The organism is Poritiphilus flavus, assembly GCF_009901585.1.
GTDB classification, from domain to species: domain Bacteria; phylum Bacteroidota; class Bacteroidia; order Flavobacteriales; family Flavobacteriaceae; genus Poritiphilus; species Poritiphilus flavus.
In genome coordinates, this window is sequence record NZ_WXYO01000001.1 from 543,467 (window position 1) to 562,351 (window position 18,885).

Below are 18,885 nucleotides of genomic sequence, written 5' to 3' on the forward strand. Positions count from 1 at the left end.
CCTAATTCAGGTTTCGCTTCTTTATGAAAAACCTTTTCAGGAGTTCTGAGGCATCATTTTCCATGACCCCGCCTACAATTTCGGTCTTTGGGTGTAACTGCCCGCCCATTGCAGTAAATCCCCTTTGTGGGTCATATGCCCCGAAAACCACCCTTGGGATCTGGCTCCAATACAAAGCCCCGGCACACATCTGACATGGTTCCAGGGTAACATAAAGGGTGCAGTTGTACAAATACTTTCCCCCCAAAAAATTAGCCGCGGCTGTAATCGCCTGCATTTCGGCATGGGCCGTAACATCATTCAATCTTTCCGTAAGGTTATGGGCCCTGGCAATGATCCTGTCCTGCACTACAATGACAGCCCCTATGGGAACTTCACCCAGCTCATAGGCAGTTTCTGCTTCCTGTAGCGCCTTTTTCATAAAGTAGGCATCATCTAATCTGAAATCCATAGGCGCAAAAATACAATTTTAGGGCGAGGGTGTATGTTCAGGTATACCAACAAAAAAACCCTGATACTAAGATCAGCATCAGGGTTTCTTAAAAGTGGGTTGTATTTAATCTTTTTCAAAGAAATATTCATAAGTACTGTCACTCACACCATCACCATCTTCATCTTCTTCTTCGAGTATCTTAAGCATGTTACCATCGAAAAAGGCTTGCCCATCATAGACCAGTTCTCCTTCTCCATCTTCAAGAGTTTCAGATTCTGAAGCTCCCTCTTCTTCAATGGAAAATTCGTAACCTACCAACGTCAGGCGATTTTCATCATCCACATAGGCCCAGTATCCGGATGTCTGAACACGGTAAACCGTCTTGGCGTCATATACCGCTTCACATTGATTGTAGGAAGCCTCGTAGTTCAGGTTTTCATCCTCTCCTTTAAAATCCAGGCTGAATGTACCATCCGTGTTGATCTCAAGAATTCCGTACTCCAGAGTATAGCACTCAGAAGCCTGATACTCTTCCTGATTTGCACAGAAATCCGTGAATACGTAACAATCCGGCTCTCCTACACTATAACTCTCTGTCTCTCCATCATGGGTCACATCTTCCTTTACATAATTCCATTTACCAGCTGCTTCGCTTTTACCTCCCCAGCTCTCTACAGTTACACATACTTCCTGAGGGTTACTGATATTCCCTTCACCGTCATAAACACAAAGAACATAGCAAAATGTACCGGGTTCAATAGCTGCTTCGAAATCCACGTCCAGGGTAACATCATCTTCTTTCCTGGTAATTCCGCTTTTTTCTTTCCAGCTTTTTAAGATGCTACTTGCTGTTTTCCCTGCCTGGTTAGCATTAATATCAATATCAAAATAACTGTCTGCCAATTCTCCGTCATTGGCTTTAATTTGAAGATAAGCCCCTACCAGGTTGCCATTAGAGCTAAGAGGTATGTTAAATCCTTCGCTTAGGAAGGCTGTATTTTCCGCCCCGGAAAGGTCCAGCGAAATACCGTCGTTGGGCGTTGGAGGTGCCCCATCATTTTTGGTTGCTCCAAGAATGATCATGTTATCGGAAACTTCGTTGGCCTGTAATGGTGTATTCTCCAGTTGCTCTACCGCATCATCGGAAATACCGCCATCGGTCTCTTTGTCGTCCTTGCTACAAGATGCCAGGATGATCGCTCCGGCTATAAGGGCTGTTGTGATTGATCTCTTCATAAGGTTTATAAGGTTAAATGGTTTTTTTAGGTTTGATCAGCTAACGTATTCCTGAAGGGAGAAATTGCCGTATTTCCTTACAATGTTGTCTAGTGCCCTAAAAACAGCACCAAACTCACAAAAGTTGTAGCTTTGTTAACTGATGAAATTTGATTTAGACCAAAACATCCTTGCCCAAATTTCGGGACCTGAAGATCTGAGGGAATTATCACCGGATCAGCTTCCGCTACTGGCTTCTCAATTGCGGGAATTCATCATAGATATTGTCTCCACAAAAGAAGGCCACTTAGGGGCCAGCCTTGGGGTGGTAGAGCTCACTATTGCCCTGCATTACATTTTCAACACTCCGGAAGACCGGCTTGTTTGGGATGTGGGTCACCAGGCCTACGGACATAAGATCCTTACCGGCAGAAAAGAGATCTTCAATACCAATCGGCAACTCGGGGGGATCAGTGGTTTTCCGAAGCGTACCGAAAGTGTTTTTGACCATTTTGGAACCGGCCATAGCTCCACTTCAATCTCAGCGATTTTGGGCATGGCCCTGGCCGCTAAACTCAGGGGGGAAAAAGAAAGGGATCATATCGCCGTCATAGGAGACGCCTCCATAGCCAGCGGAATGGCCTTTGAAGGCCTCAACCATGCAGGTGTAACCGATGCGAATGTACTGATAGTATTAAATGACAATGCCATTGGTATAGACCCGAGCGTAGGTGCGCTGAAAAAATACCTCACAAACGTAAAAAAAGGCACAGCCAAGGACGAAAATATTTTCGAGTGCCTCAATTTTAACTATATCGGACCGGTAGACGGGCATGATCTGCAGGCATTGCTTGCTGCCCTGGGACGCCTGAAAGAGATCAAAGGGCCAAGGTTGTTGCATATCATTACCACCAAAGGAAAAGGTCTTCAAAAAGCAGAAGAAAATCAGGTTGCCTACCATGCACCCGGGAAATTTGATAAGGAAACCGGAAAGATACTAAAGTCGGGAAGATCTGACCTGCCACCGAAATACCAGGATGTTTTTGGGCATACGATCGTAGAACTTGCCTGGGAAAACAAGAAAATAATAGGCATCACTCCGGCCATGCCTACGGGCAGTTCCCTGAAATATATGATGGAGGAAATTCCAGACAGGGCATTTGATGTTGGCATTGCGGAGCAGCACGCGGTAACCCTTGCAGCCGGAATGGCCACGGAAGGGCTTATCCCCTTTTGTAACATATATTCTACCTTTCTTCAAAGAGCCTATGACCAGCTAATACACGATGTAGCCCTGCAAAATTTACCAGTGATCTTTTGCCTGGATAGGGCAGGTATCGTGGGTCAGGATGGCCCTACGCATCACGGCGTCTTTGATCTGGCTTATTTGAGATGCATTCCCAACTTAGTAATCTTCTCACCGATGAACGAAATGGAGCTCAGGGATATGATGTACACCGCACAAACTGGCCTGGACCGTCCGCTTGCCATTCGCTATCCCAGAGGTAGAGGGGTAAATTTGAATTGGAGAAATTCTTTCAATAAAATTGCCATTGGGAGTTCCGAGGAATTGCGAAAAGGAGAGGGTGTCGCGATACTCAGTATTGGGCACATTGGCAACACAGTAAAAGAGGTTATTGAAGAATTGGATAATGAGCAAAACCCCGGTCATTACAATATGAGATTTGTTAAACCTTTGGATGAAAAACAATTGCATTATATTTTTGACCGCTATAAACATATTATTACCGTAGAAGATGGTTGTAAAACCGGAGGTTTTGGGAGTGCCGTACTGGAATTCGCGGCTACCCATAATTATAAGAACAACATCGAAGTTTACGGAATACCGGACCATTTTGTAGAACACGGCCAGGTATCAGAATTACATCAAAGAGCAGGCATTGACCCGGAATCCCTTAAAAACGCAATTACTAAAACGCGCTATGCGAATCCTTAGGCGGGAGCGCATACTTTACAGCTGCCTGCTATTTCTGGCCGGGGCAATGCTGCATGCTCAAGACAGCATTCCCACCCCCGCGACACCAGACACTACCGTTGTAGACACCATAGTTATCCGGAAGCAACAGGAACAGATCCGTTTTATTCCAAGGGGAGTACAGCTCCGGAATCCCGGCGTTTCGTTTAATAGAACTAAGCCGCTGACCCAACGCTTCAAGCGCTTCAGGCCACCTTCCTTTTGGGAGAAAAGGAATAAAATAACAGTGAATCTCAGCGAAGTTGCATTTGTGAACTGGAATGCCGGTGGAGACAACTCTGTATCTGCCATCGGGAACGCGATCTTTGCCCGTAATTACAAATTCCGTTACGTACAGTGGAATAACGATCTTGAACTACGCTTTGGGTGGAACGCCCAGGAAGGCAGAGTATGGCGTAAGACAGACGACGCGATCAGGCTCAGTTCTACTTTCGGTTACAGGCAGGATACTATCAGCAGCTGGTACTATTCGGTAAAAGCCAACCTCAACACCCAGTTTGCCGATGGTTTCAAATATCCGGACCGCGAGACGCCAATATCCAGGTTTATGGCTCCGGGTTATCTTTTTATGGGGGCTGGTGCCTCTTATATCCCTGAAGGGAAGAATTTTAATCTCTATATTTCACCAATCACCCTTAAGTCCACATTTGTGCTGGATCAGGACCTGGCAGATCGGGGTGCCTTCGGAGTAGACAAAGCTGTTTTGGATGACGAAGGCAATGTATTGGTACCCGGAAAGAACACCTTTATGGAACTTGGATTTTTGCTTACCAACAGTCTGGAAAAGCAGGTCCTTAAAAATGTGGTTATGAATCACAAACTCAGTATGTACACGGATTACCTTCGCTCTTTCGGAAACGTGGATATAGACTGGCAACTGAATTTTGACCTCACGGTAAACAAATACATCAACGCCAATATAGGTACTCACATCATTTATGACGATGATATTTTGTTCGATGAGCAGCTCGCGGAAGACGGTACGGTAACAGATCCGGGAGAGCCCAGGATCCAATTCAAACAACTATTGGGAATAGGTATGGCCTATACCTTCTAAAGGCTTTTGCCCGTGATCTTCCTATGGATATGGACTGCGGAACCATCGGACAAACTGGCCACATAACAACAGCTGTTCAGCAAAACCTCGTAAAGATCTACTCCCGGCTTCCGGTTGATCTCAGGTAGCGTTCCAACGACCAATTTATCATAATTAGAAGCCAGACCTTGCATGCTTTTGACCATGGCTTCGGTATATACCTCCAGGATATCCGAAATGATGCGATATCCTGCAATTTCCTTTTCCACAACCTCCTGCGAGCGGTAGATCTTCTCTACACTAAGTTGAATAATATCTTCTATCTGCGCCTTAAACCTACTTTTATCCAGGAGGGCTACATCAAAAGTCCCTTCCAATATGGCCTTCTCATTATCCAGGAATACCTCTACCGCATCGGTGATCAGGGTCTGAACAGCAACTGCTCTCAGGTAACTCAGGCGGTCCTGCCTATTACCCATTCCATGGAACTTCTTGATATCAATACGGTCCTTAACCAGTTTGATAAGATACTCCAGGGCGTAATCTTCGGAGATCCAACCCAGGTTAATCCCGTCTTCAAAATCGATAAGAGTATAACAGATATCATCGGCGGCCTCCACCAAAAAGGTCAACGGGTGCCTGGAATAGGAAATGTCCTCTCCTGTACGGGTCTGGGCCAGGCCCAGCTCTTCGGCAAGTTCACTGAAAAAGGCCTTTTGCGATTGGAAGAAACCGTATTTCTTATCCGCAATATGACGGCTGGGTTTTTTAGGGAGGGACTCCTTGGGGTACTTCGTAAAGGCTCCCAGGGTAGCATAGCTTAGTCTAAGTCCTCCGGGCACTCCTTCCCGTGATTCGCTGAGCAATTTGAAGCCATTCGCATTCCCCTCAAAATCAACCAGGTCCTGATATTGTTTAGGGCTAAGGGAGTCGCGGTACTTCTTACCTGCCCCATTTGCAAAAAATGCGCCTATAGCCTTTTCCCCACTATGACCGAAAGGGGGGTTCCCGATGTCATGGGCCAGGGCCGCTGCGGCAACGATCGCCCCAAAATCATTAAACCCATAGCCCAGATCCGTCTCCAGTTCCGGGTGCTTTTTCAATATTTCCCTGCCGGCTATCCTTCCAAGGCTACGCCCAACAACAGAGACTTCCAGGCTGTGTGTAAGCCGGGTATGAACAAAATCCGTTTCCGAAAGTGGGATCACCTGGGTCTTGTCCTGCAAACTTCTGAAGGCGGAGGAGAATATTACCCGGTCATAGTCCACTTCGAAACCCAAGCGGGTCTCATCCTGATCTTTACGTTCTCTTTTTCGGGTATCTCCGAAGCGCTTTAAGGAAAGGAGTTTTTCCCATTTCATAGGCCTTAATTCATTTCCGGCGCAAGATACATCTTTTTAAAAAGGGCCGGTCTACAGACTATTCTTACTTCTTAACACTCCGTTAATCTCATAACATTAAAGTAACGCTAAGGCAATGAATCTTTAATCTGTGGCTAACATGACTTTTACAGCCGCTGATTTTATTTGCAGTGTCTAATTATAATCGAGCCAAAACTCATAAAACGATAAAATACTTGACAAATGAAAAAATTACTCTTATCCATGTTAGCCATAGCAGCACTAACACTTTCTTCTTGCGGAGATGATGATGAGCCTGCAATAATAGAGCCATTGGCAACCTGTAATGATGGTGTGATGAATCAGGGAGAAACAGATGTAGACTGTGGTGGTCCTAATTGCCAACCGTGTACTAACGAAGTGGCTACCTGTAATGACGGTATCCAGAACGGAGATGAGACCGCCGTTGATTTCGGTGGTTCTTGTGCAGAAATAATTACAGTTTCCGGAGAAATAGGATCAGACACTACCTGGGAAGCAAGTAATATATATCTCTTAGCTGGTAAAGTGGTAGTTGGGAAAGGTGTTACCCTTACCATTGAGCCAGGTACCATTATTAAGGGTAGGCCTGGATCTGGTTCCCTGGCTTCAGCTTTGATCGTACAAAGAGATTCTAAAATTGAAGCGGTAGGTACCGCCGAAAGCCCAATCATTTTCACCGCTGAAGCGGACAACATTGTTGTTGGTCAGACTGCCGGAACCAATCTGGGTGAGAACGACCGAGGTCTTTGGGGTGGATTACTTGTTCTTGGAAGAGCAGCCTCCTCTTTTAGAAATGATGTTACTGAAGTACAAATAGAAGGAATTCCTGCGGATGACACCTTTGGACTATACGGTCCTGGTGATGCGCCAAATGACGCGGATGACAGCGGAACGCTTCAATATATCTCCATCCGTCACGGTGGAGCCCTGATCGGGGAAGGAAATGAAATCAACGGTCTTACTCTGGGTGCTGTTGGTTCAGGAACAACAATCGACAATATAGAGGTGGTAGCCAACGTGGATGATGGAATAGAATTCTTCGGAGGAACTGTAAACGCTTCAAACCTGTTCGTTTGGGCTCAGGGAGATGATGCTATAGACATTGACCAGGCCTATTCAGGAACTGTTGACAATGTGGTGGTGGTTGCCGGCGATGTTTCGGATCACGCTTTCGAAATAGACGGCCCTGAAGGATCAGCGACTGGCTCTTTTGTACTGCAAAACGCGACAATCTTTGGTAGTTCCGTAGCGCCAAACGGTGAATACGCAGATTACCGAAGCGACGCGCAAGGGGCTACTAATAACGTTTACGCTCTTGGATTCCAGGATGGGAAAGACGTTGAACTGGATAACAATGAGGTTTCTCAGAATTTCCTTGATGGCTTGATTACCTTCTCTGCCTGGGAAGTGGTAGGTTTTGACAACTCGATCTTCCAGGAAAAAGTTGGTTGTATTTCGAATTGTGACGATGACGATGATTCCAACGATGTTGACGAAAATGAAATTATCCTTATGCCTGACTTCACAGAAAGAGCGGCTGCCTGGACTACTATGGTAGACGAAGGAGCTAACACTGTAGGTGCTACACTTTCTGCCTTTAGTTGGACATATTCAAATAATAAAGCTGGCTTAGGTTTCTAATTGATCCGTCAAACCAAGCTCATATAATAATCTTCTACTAATTGCTCGCCTCACAGAGGCGGGCATTTGGTTTGTTAAGAAAAATCCAATTGATACATATTTTGATGAAGACGCGTTTTAAATTTTTATTGCTTAGCTGTCTCTTTTTTCAATTTGCCCTTGCTCAAAAAGGAGAGGTAACCGGGAAATTGATCGATGTTGAATTTCAAGATCCCATCGCCTTTGCCAATATTGTTGTTAAAGGCACAACTACCGGAACAACTTCGGATTTTGACGGTAATTACGTACTCTCGCTGGATCCTGGTGTTTATACCCTGTCTTATTCTTTTCTGGGGTACAAAACAATAGAGATCAGTGATATTGAAGTTAAGGAAGGGGCAGTCACCACGGTAAATGTAAACATGGAGGTATTGGCCGAAGGGCTGGACGAGGTAGTTGTTGCCGTAAGTGTAAGAAAAAATACAGAGACCGCGGTTTTAGGTATTCAGAAGAAGGCTGTCAATCTTTTAGATGGTCTTTCTGCGGAAACCTTTAAGAAGTCCGGTTCCAGTAATGTGGCGGGAGCCATTAAACAAGTTCCCGGGGTATCTGTACAAGGAGGTAAATACGTCTATGTAAGGGGACTTGGGGACCGCTATACCAAATCTATCTTAAACGGCGTTGACATACCTGGCTTGGATCCGGACAGGAACACCATTCAGTTAGATATTTTTCCAACTAATATTATTGATAACGTATTGGTCCTTAAATCCGCATCAGCCAATTACCCTGCAGATTTTACCGGAGGTATCGTCAATATAGTAACCAAGGATTATCCGACAAAAGAGGAGTATAGTCTTTCCGTGGGCGGATCGTTCAACCCTGATATGCACTTTAATGATCAATACCTAAGCTACCAGGGTGGGGATACTGATTTCTTAGGTTTTGATGATGGTACAAGAGATGTTCCGATCAACCGGAATCAGGATATCCCAAACCGTTTTGAATTTGATCCAAGGCTTACTACAATTACGAAGCAATTTACTCCCACGCTGTCCGCTCTTAGAGAAAGTAGTTTTATGAACTACAATTTTGGGTTTACAGCCGGGAACCAATACAATGTTGGAGAAGGGGAAAATAGAATTGGATTCCTCGCCTCTGCCTCTTACCGGAATACTACAACTTTCTTTGAAGACGCAGAGAACAACTTCTTTAGAAGGGATCCGGACCGTTCTGTATTTGAACTTGCAACAGATAGAACACAGTCCGGGGATATTGGGAAGAACAACGTGCTCCTAAGCGGTTTATTAGGTGGATCTTTTAAAACTAAGAAATCGAAGTATCGGCTCAATTTACTTCATATTCAAAACGGGGAATCTACCGCCGGTGACTTTAGTCAGACCTTGAATTTTACTGACTTTATCATTTTCTCCAAGGACAACCTGGAGTATACGGAAAGATCTATTTCCAATGCCTTGTTAAGCGGGACACATACTAACGAAGATGCGACCTGGACTACGGAATGGGCACTCTCTCCTACACTGTCAAGAATTAATGATAAGGACATTCGTACAACCTCCTTCCAGGTGGAAGAGGATATAATTTCAATACCTCAAAATAATCAGCCCAAAAGGATATGGAGGGAACTGGAGGAAATTAACGCCGTAGCGAAATTGGACTTCACCAGGAAGTACAAATTGTCTAATAAAGACGCGAAACTGCAATTCGGGGCATTTGGTTCCTATAAGCAAAGGGACTTTAGTATCCTGAATTTCGAGATTGAAAATAATACCACTACAACACAATTCGAGGGAATAGCTGATAATATACTGCTGGAAGAAAACCTGTGGACGGTGGAAAATAATTCCGGATCTTTTATCGATCCGGATATCTCCATAGCGGAACCTGCAAATACCTTTGAAGCCACCCAGCAGAACATTGCCGGTTATGTGTCCAATGAGTTTAAAATTGGAAGCAAACTTAGGACCATCCTGGGTTTAAGAGTAGAGAAGTTCGAGTCGCTTTATACCGGTGAGGACAACAGGGACATCAATGACCCGGCCAAGGTGATCTTTGATAACGAGACCATTCTGGACAAATTTGATTTCTTCCCGACAGCAAACCTGATATATGAATTGACAGAACAAATGAATCTTCGAGGTTCTTACTCCAGGACTACGGCAAGACCTTCTTTTAAGGAAGCGTCCATCGCGAAGATATTCGATCCACTATCGAATAACACCTTCATCGGTAATATCGATCTGCAACCTACCTACATCAATAATTTTGACCTAAGACTTGAGTGGTACGGCGAAAGTGCAGAGATGATAGCAATTAGCGGATTCTTCAAGACCTTTCAGGACCCCATAGAATTGACGTATTTTGAGTCTTCCTCAGATAACTTCACTCCCAGGAACTTAGGTGATGCCGAGGTAATTGGTGTGGAATTAGAGTTGAGAAAGAATCTTGGTTTCCTTGCTGCCGCCTTCAGTAATTTTAGCGTTAATATCAACACTTCGATCATCGATTCCAAGCAGATCTTTAGTGAGCAGGAAAGAAACCTAAGAGAATTGGGACTTCGGGAAGGAGAAACCCTGGGAGATTCCAGAGAGCTTCAGGGGCAGTCGCCATTCCTGATCAATGCCGGATTGAGCTATCAGGGAGAAGAAAACGGTTTGCAAATAGGGATGTTCTATAATGTTCAGGGCAAGACCTTACAAGTGGTGGGAACCGGATTTGTCCCCGATGTTTTTACCATGCCATTTCACAATTTGAATTTCAATCTCACCAAGGCCTTTGGAGAAAACGACAATCAAAGTATTAGCTTCAGAGTAAGCAACTTACTCAAAGACGATGTGGAAAGCGAGTACGAATCCTTTGGAGCAGAAAATCGTACCTTTTCCAAGAGAAGTCCGGGGAGGGCCTTTTCTTTAGGTTATAGTTTAAGGTTTTAAGGATAAGCCAGTTTATACGAAGGCCCCCGTACAAACGGGGGTTTCTTTGTTTTTTCTTCCTGTCATTTCGCAAAATCCTGTAAACTAAAGAAGTGGTTGCAACATTCTTTCTGAAAACGTACTTTAGGGCCGTACGGCAGCAAGCTGCTTTCATAACTTTATTTTAACACTGTAACCAACTTATAATGCCATTTTTGTGGTTAATTGACGCTTAATGGGGGAAAACATTTATCTCTTTATGATCGTCGCTCTGGCGATCCTGGCCATCACTGACCTGGTGGTTGGCGTTAGTAATGACGCTGTTAACTTTCTGAATTCCGCTATTGGTTCTAAAGCTATTTCCTTCAGGACCATCATGATAGTGGCCAGTATTGGTATTGCCTTTGGCGCCATGTCTTCCAGCGGGATGATGGAGGTGGCCCGTAAGGGGATCTTTAATCCCGGAGAATTTTTCTTTGCCGAGATCATGATCATTTTTATGGCGGTTATGATCACCGATATACTATTGCTCGACTTTTTCAATACCCTGGGCCTCCCCACATCGACCACTGTTTCCATTGTTTTTGAGCTTTTGGGTGCCGCGGTGGCCATTTCCATGGTAAAGATCGTGGCGGTAGACAGTACCATATCAACCCTGGGTAACTACATCAATACCGATAAGGCTACCCAGATCATTTTAGGGATTTTGCTATCTGTTGTGGTAGCGTTCACTATAGGAGCACTGGTACAATTCCTTGCCAGGGTTTTCATTTCCTTTAAATTCCAGGAACAACCCAAATGGGTTGGAGCCCTATTCGGGGGGTTTGCTATAACCGGGATCATTTACTTTATCATCGTAAAAGGTCTGAAAAGCGCAGCCGTCTTAAGCGGGACCGTAAACGAATTCATAGCTTTGAATACGGAGCTCTTTCTGCTTGGAAATTTCATCGTTTGGTCCCTGGTATCCCTGGCAGTAACTACAGTGTTTAAGTGGGATATTTACAGACTTATCATCATACTTGGAACTTTCGCTTTGGCCATGGCCTTTGCCGGAAACGACCTGGTAAACTTCATTGGGGTGCCTATAGCGGCCTTACAATCCTTTGAGGCCTGGCAGGGATCCGGCATCAACGCGAATGAATACACCATGGAGGGCCTTACGGCGGCCGTGCAGACACCGACATTGCTATTGCTTCTTTCTGGCATTATCATGGTCATCACCCTTTGGTTTTCTTCCAAGGCCAAGAATGTGGTAAAGACCAGTGTAGACCTTTCCCGCCAAGACGAAGGGGAAGAACGCTTTCAACCCAATTACCTTTCCAGGGTAATTGTCAAGTATTCCATAAGGGCAACAGAAAATTTTACCGGACTTTTTCCAAGAAGTCTGCAGAAAAAGATAGATTCCCGCTTTTTAAAACCCTACGTTTACATTCCAAAAACACGTGCCCAGGAATTGCCCGCTTTTGATATGGTCAGGGCCGCGGTGAACCTCATGGTAGCCAGTGTGCTGATCTCCATCGCGACTTCCATGAAGCTTCCGCTTTCAACCACCTATGTAACCTTTATGGTGGCCATGGGATCATCCCTTGCGGACAGAGCATGGGGCCCTGAAAGCGCGGTATACCGGGTTGCAGGGGTGCTGAACGTCATCGGCGGTTGGTTTTTTACTGCTTTGAGCGCCTTTACCGCCGCTGCTATTATTGCTTACACCATTCATCTCGGAGGTGTCTGGGCCATAGCTGCCCTGCTGATCCTGGCATTTTTACTTATTGGAAGGAACTACCTTTCACACAACAAAAAGATGAAGGAGATCAACAGGGAAGAACGTCTGCAAAAAGCGGAGAGTCGCTCCATTAAAGAACTGATCGAGGAAAGTGCGGACAATGTGGCCCTGACCATGAAAAGAGCAAATAAGATCTATACTTCCTGTATAGATGGATTGGCCAAACACGACTTAGACCGCCTTAAGAAGAGCAAAAAGGGCATCACCAAACTGGAGGCAGAAGTAGAAGAGCTAAAGGATAATATTTTCTACTTCATCAAAAACCTGGATGAGTCCAGTGTAGGGACCAGTAACTTTTATATTTCAATGCTGAACTACCTTGAAGATATGACCCAATCCCTAGAGTACATTTCCAAGGCCGGTTATAAGCATGTGAATAACAATCACAAAAAGCTGCGCTTTAACCAGATCAAAGACCTTAAAGAAACGGATCACTATATGGATGATCTTTTTTCCAAGGTAACCAGGGTATTTGAAACCAAGGACTATACGGAGCTCACTCCGCTTATCATTGACAAGAACACATTCTTTGACCATATCAATGAGAAAATTGCCAAACAGGTGGCCCGGACAAGGGATGATGAATCAAGCCCAAAAAATACGGCGCTTTATTTTAGTCTACTTTCCGAAACTAAAGATTTGCTTACAGCTACCATGAATTTGCTGGAGATCTATGACGCTCACGTTAACGAGATCCAGGTCTAAACAAGACATTTACCCTGGATTAGGGCAAAAAAAATCCCGATGCGAACATCGGGATCCTTAGGGGGTTTTAGCTGTTACTTATTTAGCACAACGGCTTCTGAGTTTCTCCATTTGACGACATTCGCGATCTTATTGTCCGCATAGTCCACCTCTTTCAATCCATCTTTTTCCCAGAAAAACCATTTCCCTGTTTTCTTTCCAAGATTGTACTGGCCCATTACTATCTTCTTCCCATCTTCATTATACATCTTCCATTCCCCGTGTAATTTTCCTTCTTTGAAAAATCCCAACTGGGCTACCTCACCATTTTCATGATAATATGTAGCTTTTACGGACTCTCCTTCTTTTTCGAATTTGGGCTTAATATCTTGAGAATATCCTACCGCAGTAATTGCAATGGCTATTATGGTAATTAAAATCCTCATATCTCGTCTTGATTTAATTGAAATCTGCTATCTTCATTTACATTAACGTAACAAATATACGATTATTTTACGTTGAATCAATCTTTATCTAACAATTAATTTACATTAACTTAACATTGGAGGCGTTAACCTTTGATTTTTAACTATTTATGGTTTTAATTACCCCTCGTAAGAATTTACATTCATCGAAAAAAATTTACAAAACAGCCTTTAGCCCTCAATGATATTTGGTTACTTTCCTTAAGCAATCTGAAATACAATCTCATGAAGAAACTTTTCCTTGGAACCCTTTGCATTCTTTGGGGCCTCTACGGCATGGCCCAATCACTTTCAGGATCGGAATTACTCGCCAGATCCATTGCTTACCACGACCCCCAGGGACAGTGGGAGAACTTTAAAGGGCAATTGTCTATTACGATGTCTACGCCAAAGTCTAGTGACCGTATGAGTATTGTAACTATAGACCTGCCATCCACCTATTTCAGCCTGAAAGCTACTAAAGACGATATTGGATCAGAATACATTCTGGACAAAGGGAACTGCACTGTTAAGCTCAATGGCAGCACGACAATTTCTGAGGAAGAGGCGGCAAAACACCGCCTTAGTTGTGAGCGGGCCGAAACCATGAAGAATTACTACACCTACCTATATGGTCTACCCATGAAGCTCAAGGATCCCGGAACTATTCTGGACCCAAAGGTCCAGGAGAAAACCTTTAAAGGGAAGACCTACCTGGTACTCAAAGTGACCTATGAAGAAAGCGTTGGCAGTGATATCTGGTATTTCTATTTTGATCCAAATACCTATGCCATGGAAGTGTACCAATTCTATCGCAAGGATCCCGAAAGCCCAAGTGGGCAGAAAGGCGGAGAATATATCTTACTCAATGGAATGGAAGAGGTTTCAGGTATCAAAATGCCGAAAGTAAGAAGTTGGTACTACAATGAGAATGAACAATTTTTAGGTAAGGACACGCTCACCAAAGCATCCGGGTTTTAAGCCGAATCAGGTCACTTTAAAGGATTTTGGATTGCCTTATTTGTACGATGGTATCCGTTCGTCGAAAAATGGATACCAAAACCGCACTAATGCCGTTTTTATCGTAACAAATCATGCCTTATGCGTTTTACCCAATCCCTGTCCAAGATCCTAACCCTAAGTTTATGTGGCTGTCTGGTTTTTCTCATCGGCTGTAGTGACGACAACTCAGACGCGCCTGAGGAAGAAATGCAACAGGAACTTCCTGTAGACAATACAGCCCGCCTCTCCGCCAAAACCTTATACGAAGATCTTTACCTGGCTTCTCAGACCACCCCAACAGACACTGCCTGGAATGGGGACGAACCTGGCTGTGATCCCGGCGAGGTACCCCAGGCCACAAAAGACAAGATTTTTATGCGTTTGAGTTACTTCAGGAATGCCGCAGGCCTGAACAATACCATCTCGGAAAACGCCACTAAGAGTATGAAAGCGCAACATGCGGCTTTAATGATGGACGCTAACAACCAGTTGGAGCACAACCCTCCAAACAGCTGGAAATGTTATACCAGTGATGGGGATGAGGGTGCCGGAAACTCCTTGCTTACTTTAACAAGAAATGCGGAAGCCATAACTTCTTATGTCCGGGACCAGGGAGCGAATAACGGACCTGTCGGCCACAGAAGATGGCTGCTCTGGCCCAGACTTGCTGAGATAGGGATCGGAAATACCGATCAGGCCAACGCTATTTGGGTTCTCGGTAATGCCGGAACTCCTCCAGGCGACGCTCCGGAATTCATCGCATGGCCACCAGAAGGATATGTTCCGGACGCTGTAGTCTATCCCCGATGGTCGTTCTCGATTGCAGGGGCTGATTTTTCAACTGCAAGCGTGAGCGTAAGGGACCTGAATGGGAATAATATCTCTTTGCAAGTAGAAGCCCTTAGCACCGTTTATGGAGATCCTACTATCGTATGGGTGCCAGACGGCATCGACCTGAATTCAGAAGAAGACCGGGCCTATACCGTAAGCATCAGCGGGGTAACCCTAAATGATGAGCTCGTGGATTACGAATACCAGGTGATCCTGTTCGATCCCTTACGGTAATCAGGCTACCAGAGGTACCTCTTTTTTCGTATTTTTAGGAGTATCCTAAAAATCGACGAATGTATACGCTTCCCAACCTCCTGAAGTATCGGCTTTTTCATCTATTATTGTTAGTGAGTTTTGGTTTCGCAACTCCTCTTAATGCGCAGCTGGAAGCCGCTAAAATTTTCTCTGACCATATGGTGCTGCAAAGGGATCAACCTCTCAAAATATGGGGTTGGGCTAAACCTAACAAAGAGGTACAACTCAACTTTAATGGTAACAACTTTAATGGCCTTAGCGGTGCGGATGGATATTGGGAGATATCAGTACCAACCCAAAAGGTCGGCGGACCTTATACCCTGCAAATTACAAGTGAAGAAGAAAAGATCAACTTTACCGATGTGATGATCGGAGATGTATGGCTGTGTTCAGGACAGTCCAACATGGAATGGACCGTAGCGAATTCCAACAATGCTAAAACTGAGATAGCCAATGGGAATTATCCGCATATCCGGCATTTTAAGGTCCCCCGCTCCTCTTCTTCATTGCCCGAAGCGAAACTCGCGGGGGGTTCCTGGGAAGTGTCGTCTACGGAATCCGTTGGCGACTTTACAGCAGTGGGGTATTTTTTTGCAAGATTCATTCACAAATCCGAAGGCGTCCCCATAGGTCTATTGAACAGTTCCTGGGGAGGAAGCCGTATTGAACCCTGGATACGTGCAGAAGACCTGGGCTATGAGGATCCAGGGAAAATGGCAGCTGAGCTCGAGGCAAAAAGGAGCGAAGAAAAGGCGCAATTCCTGAAAATGCTCAAGAGTAAGCTAGGTGAAATTCCGGAACAAGATAAGGGAATGACTGATGATCAGGCGGTCTGGGCCGCAAAAGACCTGGAAGACAGTGACTGGAAAACTATGGATCTTCCGGCTTTATGGGAGCAGAACGGTTGGGAGAAAACAGACGGTGTCTTTTGGTTTCGCAAGGCGATCACCCTGGGAAAAGGAAGGCAAATGGCAGATGCGACCTTAAGCCTGGGGCCTATAGATGACAGTGATCAGACCTGGGTCAACGGTCATAAGGTTGGAGAAATGGAGCAGGCCTACAACAAGAACAGAGTATACCAGGTGCCTTCCAAATATCTGAAAGAAGGGACCAATATTATAACCGTAAGGGTAGATGATACCGGTGGCGGAGGTGGTATATACGGAGATTCCAAACTTCTTAACCTTAAAGTGGGGGATGAGGAAATTTCCCTGGCAGGTTCCTGGAAGTATAAAGTGGGCATGGTTCGATTGAATAACGCTGACCAGTCTGCTAACCAGCAACCTACCCTTCTTTATAATAAGATGATCCATCCCATACTCAAATTCCCCATTAAGGGAGTGCTTTGGTACCAGGGGGAATCCAACGCGGGAAGCCAAAAGGATGCTTCTGCCTATGCTGATCTGTTCAAAACCATGATCAGCAGTTGGAGAGGGCTTTGGGCTCAGGGCGAATTTCCTTTCCTTTACGTACAACTGGCAAACTTTATGGCTCCAAAAGGTCCATCGGAAGCCAGCAGCTGGGCAATACTTCGGGAGTCTCAGACCAGGGCCATGGAACTACCCAATACGGCACAGGCTGTTATCATAGATATTGGGGAGGAAAACGACATTCACCCCAGAAATAAACAGGATGTGGGCTATCGACTTGGACTTGCGGCTCAAAAACTGGCGTACGGCAAAAAAGTAATTCCCTCAGGTCCTGTTTTTCGTGAAATGTCTGCGGATAAAGGCAAACTGATCCTAAAATTCAACTATGCGGACAGTGGCCTTAAAACCAGTGATGGCAATGCGCCTGGTGGTTTTGCCATAGCCGGAGCAGACAAAAAATTCGTATGGGCCAATGCCCGAATTTCCGGGAACACTATTGAGGTGCATGCGTCGGAAATCAAGGAACCGGTGGCCGTTCGCTACGCCTGGGGAGATAACCCAAATAAGGCAAACCTTTACAACGAAGAAGGTCTCCCTGCCACCCCTTTTAGAACAGATCAGTGGGATTGATCGTAGGGAATGCAAAGTGGCGTTCCGTGAATTCTTTATTCTTCAAATAGACTGACAAGTGGTCCTTTAAGCAGCTATAATCTATGGCCAATCAACCTATTTAAGTGAAGTATGGCTTTTGAATTTTGATTAGGATTACAAATTATAGTCATAGTTTTCGTATCTTAATTAGGAAAATTAAGAGTTCCCATGATTCATTCCCTTACAAACAATTTGTTGGCGGTCCACGAATTGGATATTGGCGTCTTTCGATTCTATCCGAACCTGGTGATCTCCGAGATCAAGGAAGGTACAGTGGTCACCTTTGAAAAGGCCTTGCCGCTGTTCTCCATTGGCATGGAATATTACGACATGGATACCTCTTTGGTGTATATTTCCGATCGTAAGAATTCCTATTCCATAGACCCTACCTTACATATGGAAGCCAAAGAGATCTTTTCCAATCTCATCGGATACGGGGTGGTCGCCTACAACGAAATGAGCAGAAAAATAGCCGCGCTGGAGCAAAAATTCGTAGCCTGCCCAATGGGCGTCTTCAATTCCCTGGACGAAGCGAAAATCTGGGCACAAGACCTGTTAAAATAGGTCCTTTTCTTGCTTCCCGGGAGGCCGAAGCAGCCTCTGGCCATCATTCTTAGAACTGATCCCTGTCATATTACTACACAGCGGGTTCACTTACCTTTATCACTAATCCTTTAGCAACACAGTTGCCAAACTAAAAGCCCATGTTATGAAAAGGCTGGTTTTATATACCCTGGCGCTTGGTTTTACAGCTCAGGTACTTTCTCAGGAAGTAAAAACGGAAGTACTCACGGAGGTAGTAGTAATGGCGGTCAATTACAAATACCTGGACCAGACGGATAATACAGAGGCTGCAATCCCCGTAAAACGCTTGCGAAAAGAAGTAGCCACTTTTGATGTACAGGACGCGGAATTCTACCAGGACGATTATGAATTCTATACCGTTAATTTTTATATCCCGGATGGTAAGATCGTTGCGGTTTACGATCAGGAAGGTAAAATTCTGAGAACCATCGAAAAGTTCAGGGATATGAAACTTCCCAAAGCGGTTGGTAAAGCCGTACAAAAAAGATTCCCGGAATGGGAGGTTATCGGTGAAGTGTATAGAGTATCATACAACCATGAGGATGGGGCAACACAGAGTTACAAACTAAAACTCCGGAATGGAGATGAGATCCTTCGTGTAAAAGTAAATGAGAAAGGGGAATTTCAATAGGCCTTGGAGTAGTA

14 protein-coding genes are annotated in these 18,885 nt (G+C 44.8%); 10 read left to right on the forward strand and 4 right to left on the reverse strand.

What is annotated here, in order from left to right:
- Window position 1: 1 nt before the first annotated feature.
- Window positions 2–451, reverse strand: a complete 450-nt coding sequence (locus GTQ38_RS02195; RefSeq protein WP_161433581.1) for a nucleoside deaminase — start codon at window positions 449–451, stop codon at window positions 2–4.
- Between the two features lie 105 nt (window positions 452–556).
- The gene (locus GTQ38_RS02200; protein ID WP_161433582.1) at window positions 557–1,669 is read right to left on the reverse strand and encodes a hypothetical protein; all 1,113 of its coding nucleotides are present in this window, start codon (window positions 1,667–1,669) and stop codon (window positions 557–559) included.
- A gap of 142 nt (window positions 1,670–1,811) precedes the next feature.
- On the opposite strand from GTQ38_RS02200, the gene dxs reads away from it, so the two are divergent.
- Together dxs and GTQ38_RS02210 are read left to right on the forward strand one after the other, a co-directional pair.
- Window positions 1,812–3,605, forward strand: coding sequence for a 1-deoxy-D-xylulose-5-phosphate synthase (gene dxs / locus GTQ38_RS02205; protein ID WP_161433583.1), 1,794 nt, complete (start codon window positions 1,812–1,814; stop codon window positions 3,603–3,605).
- Entirely contained in the window at window positions 3,592–4,701 is a 1,110-nt protein-coding gene (locus GTQ38_RS02210) for a DUF3078 domain-containing protein (RefSeq protein ID WP_161433584.1), read from the forward strand. The genes dxs and GTQ38_RS02210 overlap by 14 nt, the downstream gene beginning before the upstream one ends.
- Here GTQ38_RS02210 and dgt read toward each other — a convergent pair.
- On the reverse strand, window positions 4,698–6,041 hold the full coding sequence (dgt, locus tag GTQ38_RS02215; protein ID WP_161433585.1) for a dGTP triphosphohydrolase: 1,344 nt from the start codon (window positions 6,039–6,041) through the stop codon (window positions 4,698–4,700). The two genes, GTQ38_RS02210 and dgt, sit on opposite strands and share 4 nt — an antisense overlap.
- Window positions 6,042–6,263: 222 nt before the next feature.
- Here dgt and GTQ38_RS02220 point away from each other — a divergent pair, with 222 nt between their 5' ends.
- The 3 genes from GTQ38_RS02220 to GTQ38_RS02230 all read left to right on the forward strand — a co-directional run bounded on the left by GTQ38_RS02220 (window position 6,264) and on the right by GTQ38_RS02230 (window position 13,103).
- The gene (locus GTQ38_RS02220) at window positions 6,264–7,703 is read left to right on the forward strand and encodes a hypothetical protein (RefSeq protein WP_161433586.1); all 1,440 of its coding nucleotides are present in this window, start codon (window positions 6,264–6,266) and stop codon (window positions 7,701–7,703) included.
- Window positions 7,704–7,807: 104 nt separating this feature from the next.
- Window positions 7,808–10,636 (forward strand): TonB-dependent receptor, encoded by a 2,829-nt coding sequence (locus tag GTQ38_RS02225; RefSeq protein WP_161433587.1) that lies wholly within the window; start codon window positions 7,808–7,810, stop codon window positions 10,634–10,636.
- Window positions 10,637–10,850: 214 nt separating this feature from the next.
- Window positions 10,851–13,103, forward strand: coding sequence for an inorganic phosphate transporter (locus GTQ38_RS02230; protein WP_161433588.1), 2,253 nt, complete (start codon window positions 10,851–10,853; stop codon window positions 13,101–13,103).
- 74 nt (window positions 13,104–13,177) lie between these two features.
- Here GTQ38_RS02230 and GTQ38_RS02235 read toward each other — a convergent pair whose 3' ends face one another.
- On the reverse strand, window positions 13,178–13,528 hold the full coding sequence (locus GTQ38_RS02235; RefSeq protein ID WP_161433589.1) for a toxin-antitoxin system YwqK family antitoxin: 351 nt from the start codon (window positions 13,526–13,528) through the stop codon (window positions 13,178–13,180).
- A gap of 264 nt (window positions 13,529–13,792) precedes the next feature.
- On the opposite strand from GTQ38_RS02235, the gene GTQ38_RS02240 reads away from it, so the two are divergent.
- From GTQ38_RS02240 to GTQ38_RS02260, 5 genes are all read left to right on the forward strand, one after another.
- Window positions 13,793–14,527: a DUF6503 family protein gene (locus GTQ38_RS02240; protein WP_161433590.1), complete on the forward strand. Its 735-nt coding sequence runs from the start codon at window positions 13,793–13,795 to the stop codon at window positions 14,525–14,527.
- 120 nt (window positions 14,528–14,647) lie between these two features.
- Window positions 14,648–15,613 carry a CAP domain-containing protein gene (locus GTQ38_RS02245; protein ID WP_161433591.1) on the forward strand — a complete coding sequence of 322 codons (966 nt, stop codon included), beginning with the start codon at window positions 14,648–14,650 and terminating at the stop codon, window positions 15,611–15,613.
- A 59-nt stretch (window positions 15,614–15,672) separates the two neighbouring features.
- Window positions 15,673–17,634 carry a sialate O-acetylesterase gene (locus tag GTQ38_RS02250; RefSeq protein WP_161433592.1) on the forward strand — a complete coding sequence of 654 codons (1,962 nt, stop codon included), beginning with the start codon at window positions 15,673–15,675 and terminating at the stop codon, window positions 17,632–17,634.
- Window positions 17,635–17,823: 189 nt separating this feature from the next.
- Complete coding sequence (locus GTQ38_RS02255; protein WP_161433593.1) at window positions 17,824–18,219, forward strand: hypothetical protein; 396 nt, start codon at window positions 17,824–17,826, stop codon at window positions 18,217–18,219.
- Between the two features lie 145 nt (window positions 18,220–18,364).
- Complete coding sequence (locus tag GTQ38_RS02260; protein ID WP_161433594.1) at window positions 18,365–18,871, forward strand: nicotinate-nucleotide adenylyltransferase; 507 nt, start codon at window positions 18,365–18,367, stop codon at window positions 18,869–18,871.
- Window positions 18,872–18,885: the final 14 nt, after the last annotated feature.

Bases quoted from the DNA above. Each gene is read 5' to 3' on its own strand.
- GTQ38_RS02195 (WP_161433581.1), bottom strand. From the start codon at position 451: ATGGATTTCAGATTAGATGATGCCTACTTTATGAAAAAGGCGCTACAG.
- GTQ38_RS02200 (WP_161433582.1), bottom strand. From the start codon at position 1,669: ATGAAGAGATCAATCACAACAGCCCTTATAGCCGGAGCGATCATCCTG.
- dxs (WP_161433583.1), top strand. From the start codon at position 1,812: ATGAAATTTGATTTAGACCAAAACATCCTTGCCCAAATTTCGGGACCT.
- GTQ38_RS02210 (WP_161433584.1), top strand. From the start codon at position 3,592: ATGCGAATCCTTAGGCGGGAGCGCATACTTTACAGCTGCCTGCTATTT.
- dgt (WP_161433585.1), bottom strand. From the start codon at position 6,041: ATGAAATGGGAAAAACTCCTTTCCTTAAAGCGCTTCGGAGATACCCGA.
- GTQ38_RS02220 (WP_161433586.1), top strand. From the start codon at position 6,264: ATGAAAAAATTACTCTTATCCATGTTAGCCATAGCAGCACTAACACTT.
- GTQ38_RS02225 (WP_161433587.1), top strand. From the start codon at position 7,808: ATGAAGACGCGTTTTAAATTTTTATTGCTTAGCTGTCTCTTTTTTCAA.
- GTQ38_RS02230 (WP_161433588.1), top strand. From the start codon at position 10,851: ATGGGGGAAAACATTTATCTCTTTATGATCGTCGCTCTGGCGATCCTG.
- GTQ38_RS02235 (WP_161433589.1), bottom strand. From the start codon at position 13,528: ATGAGGATTTTAATTACCATAATAGCCATTGCAATTACTGCGGTAGGA.
- GTQ38_RS02240 (WP_161433590.1), top strand. From the start codon at position 13,793: ATGAAGAAACTTTTCCTTGGAACCCTTTGCATTCTTTGGGGCCTCTAC.
- GTQ38_RS02245 (WP_161433591.1), top strand. From the start codon at position 14,648: ATGCGTTTTACCCAATCCCTGTCCAAGATCCTAACCCTAAGTTTATGT.
- GTQ38_RS02250 (WP_161433592.1), top strand. From the start codon at position 15,673: ATGTATACGCTTCCCAACCTCCTGAAGTATCGGCTTTTTCATCTATTA.
- GTQ38_RS02255 (WP_161433593.1), top strand. From the start codon at position 17,824: ATGATTCATTCCCTTACAAACAATTTGTTGGCGGTCCACGAATTGGAT.
- GTQ38_RS02260 (WP_161433594.1), top strand. From the start codon at position 18,365: ATGAAAAGGCTGGTTTTATATACCCTGGCGCTTGGTTTTACAGCTCAG.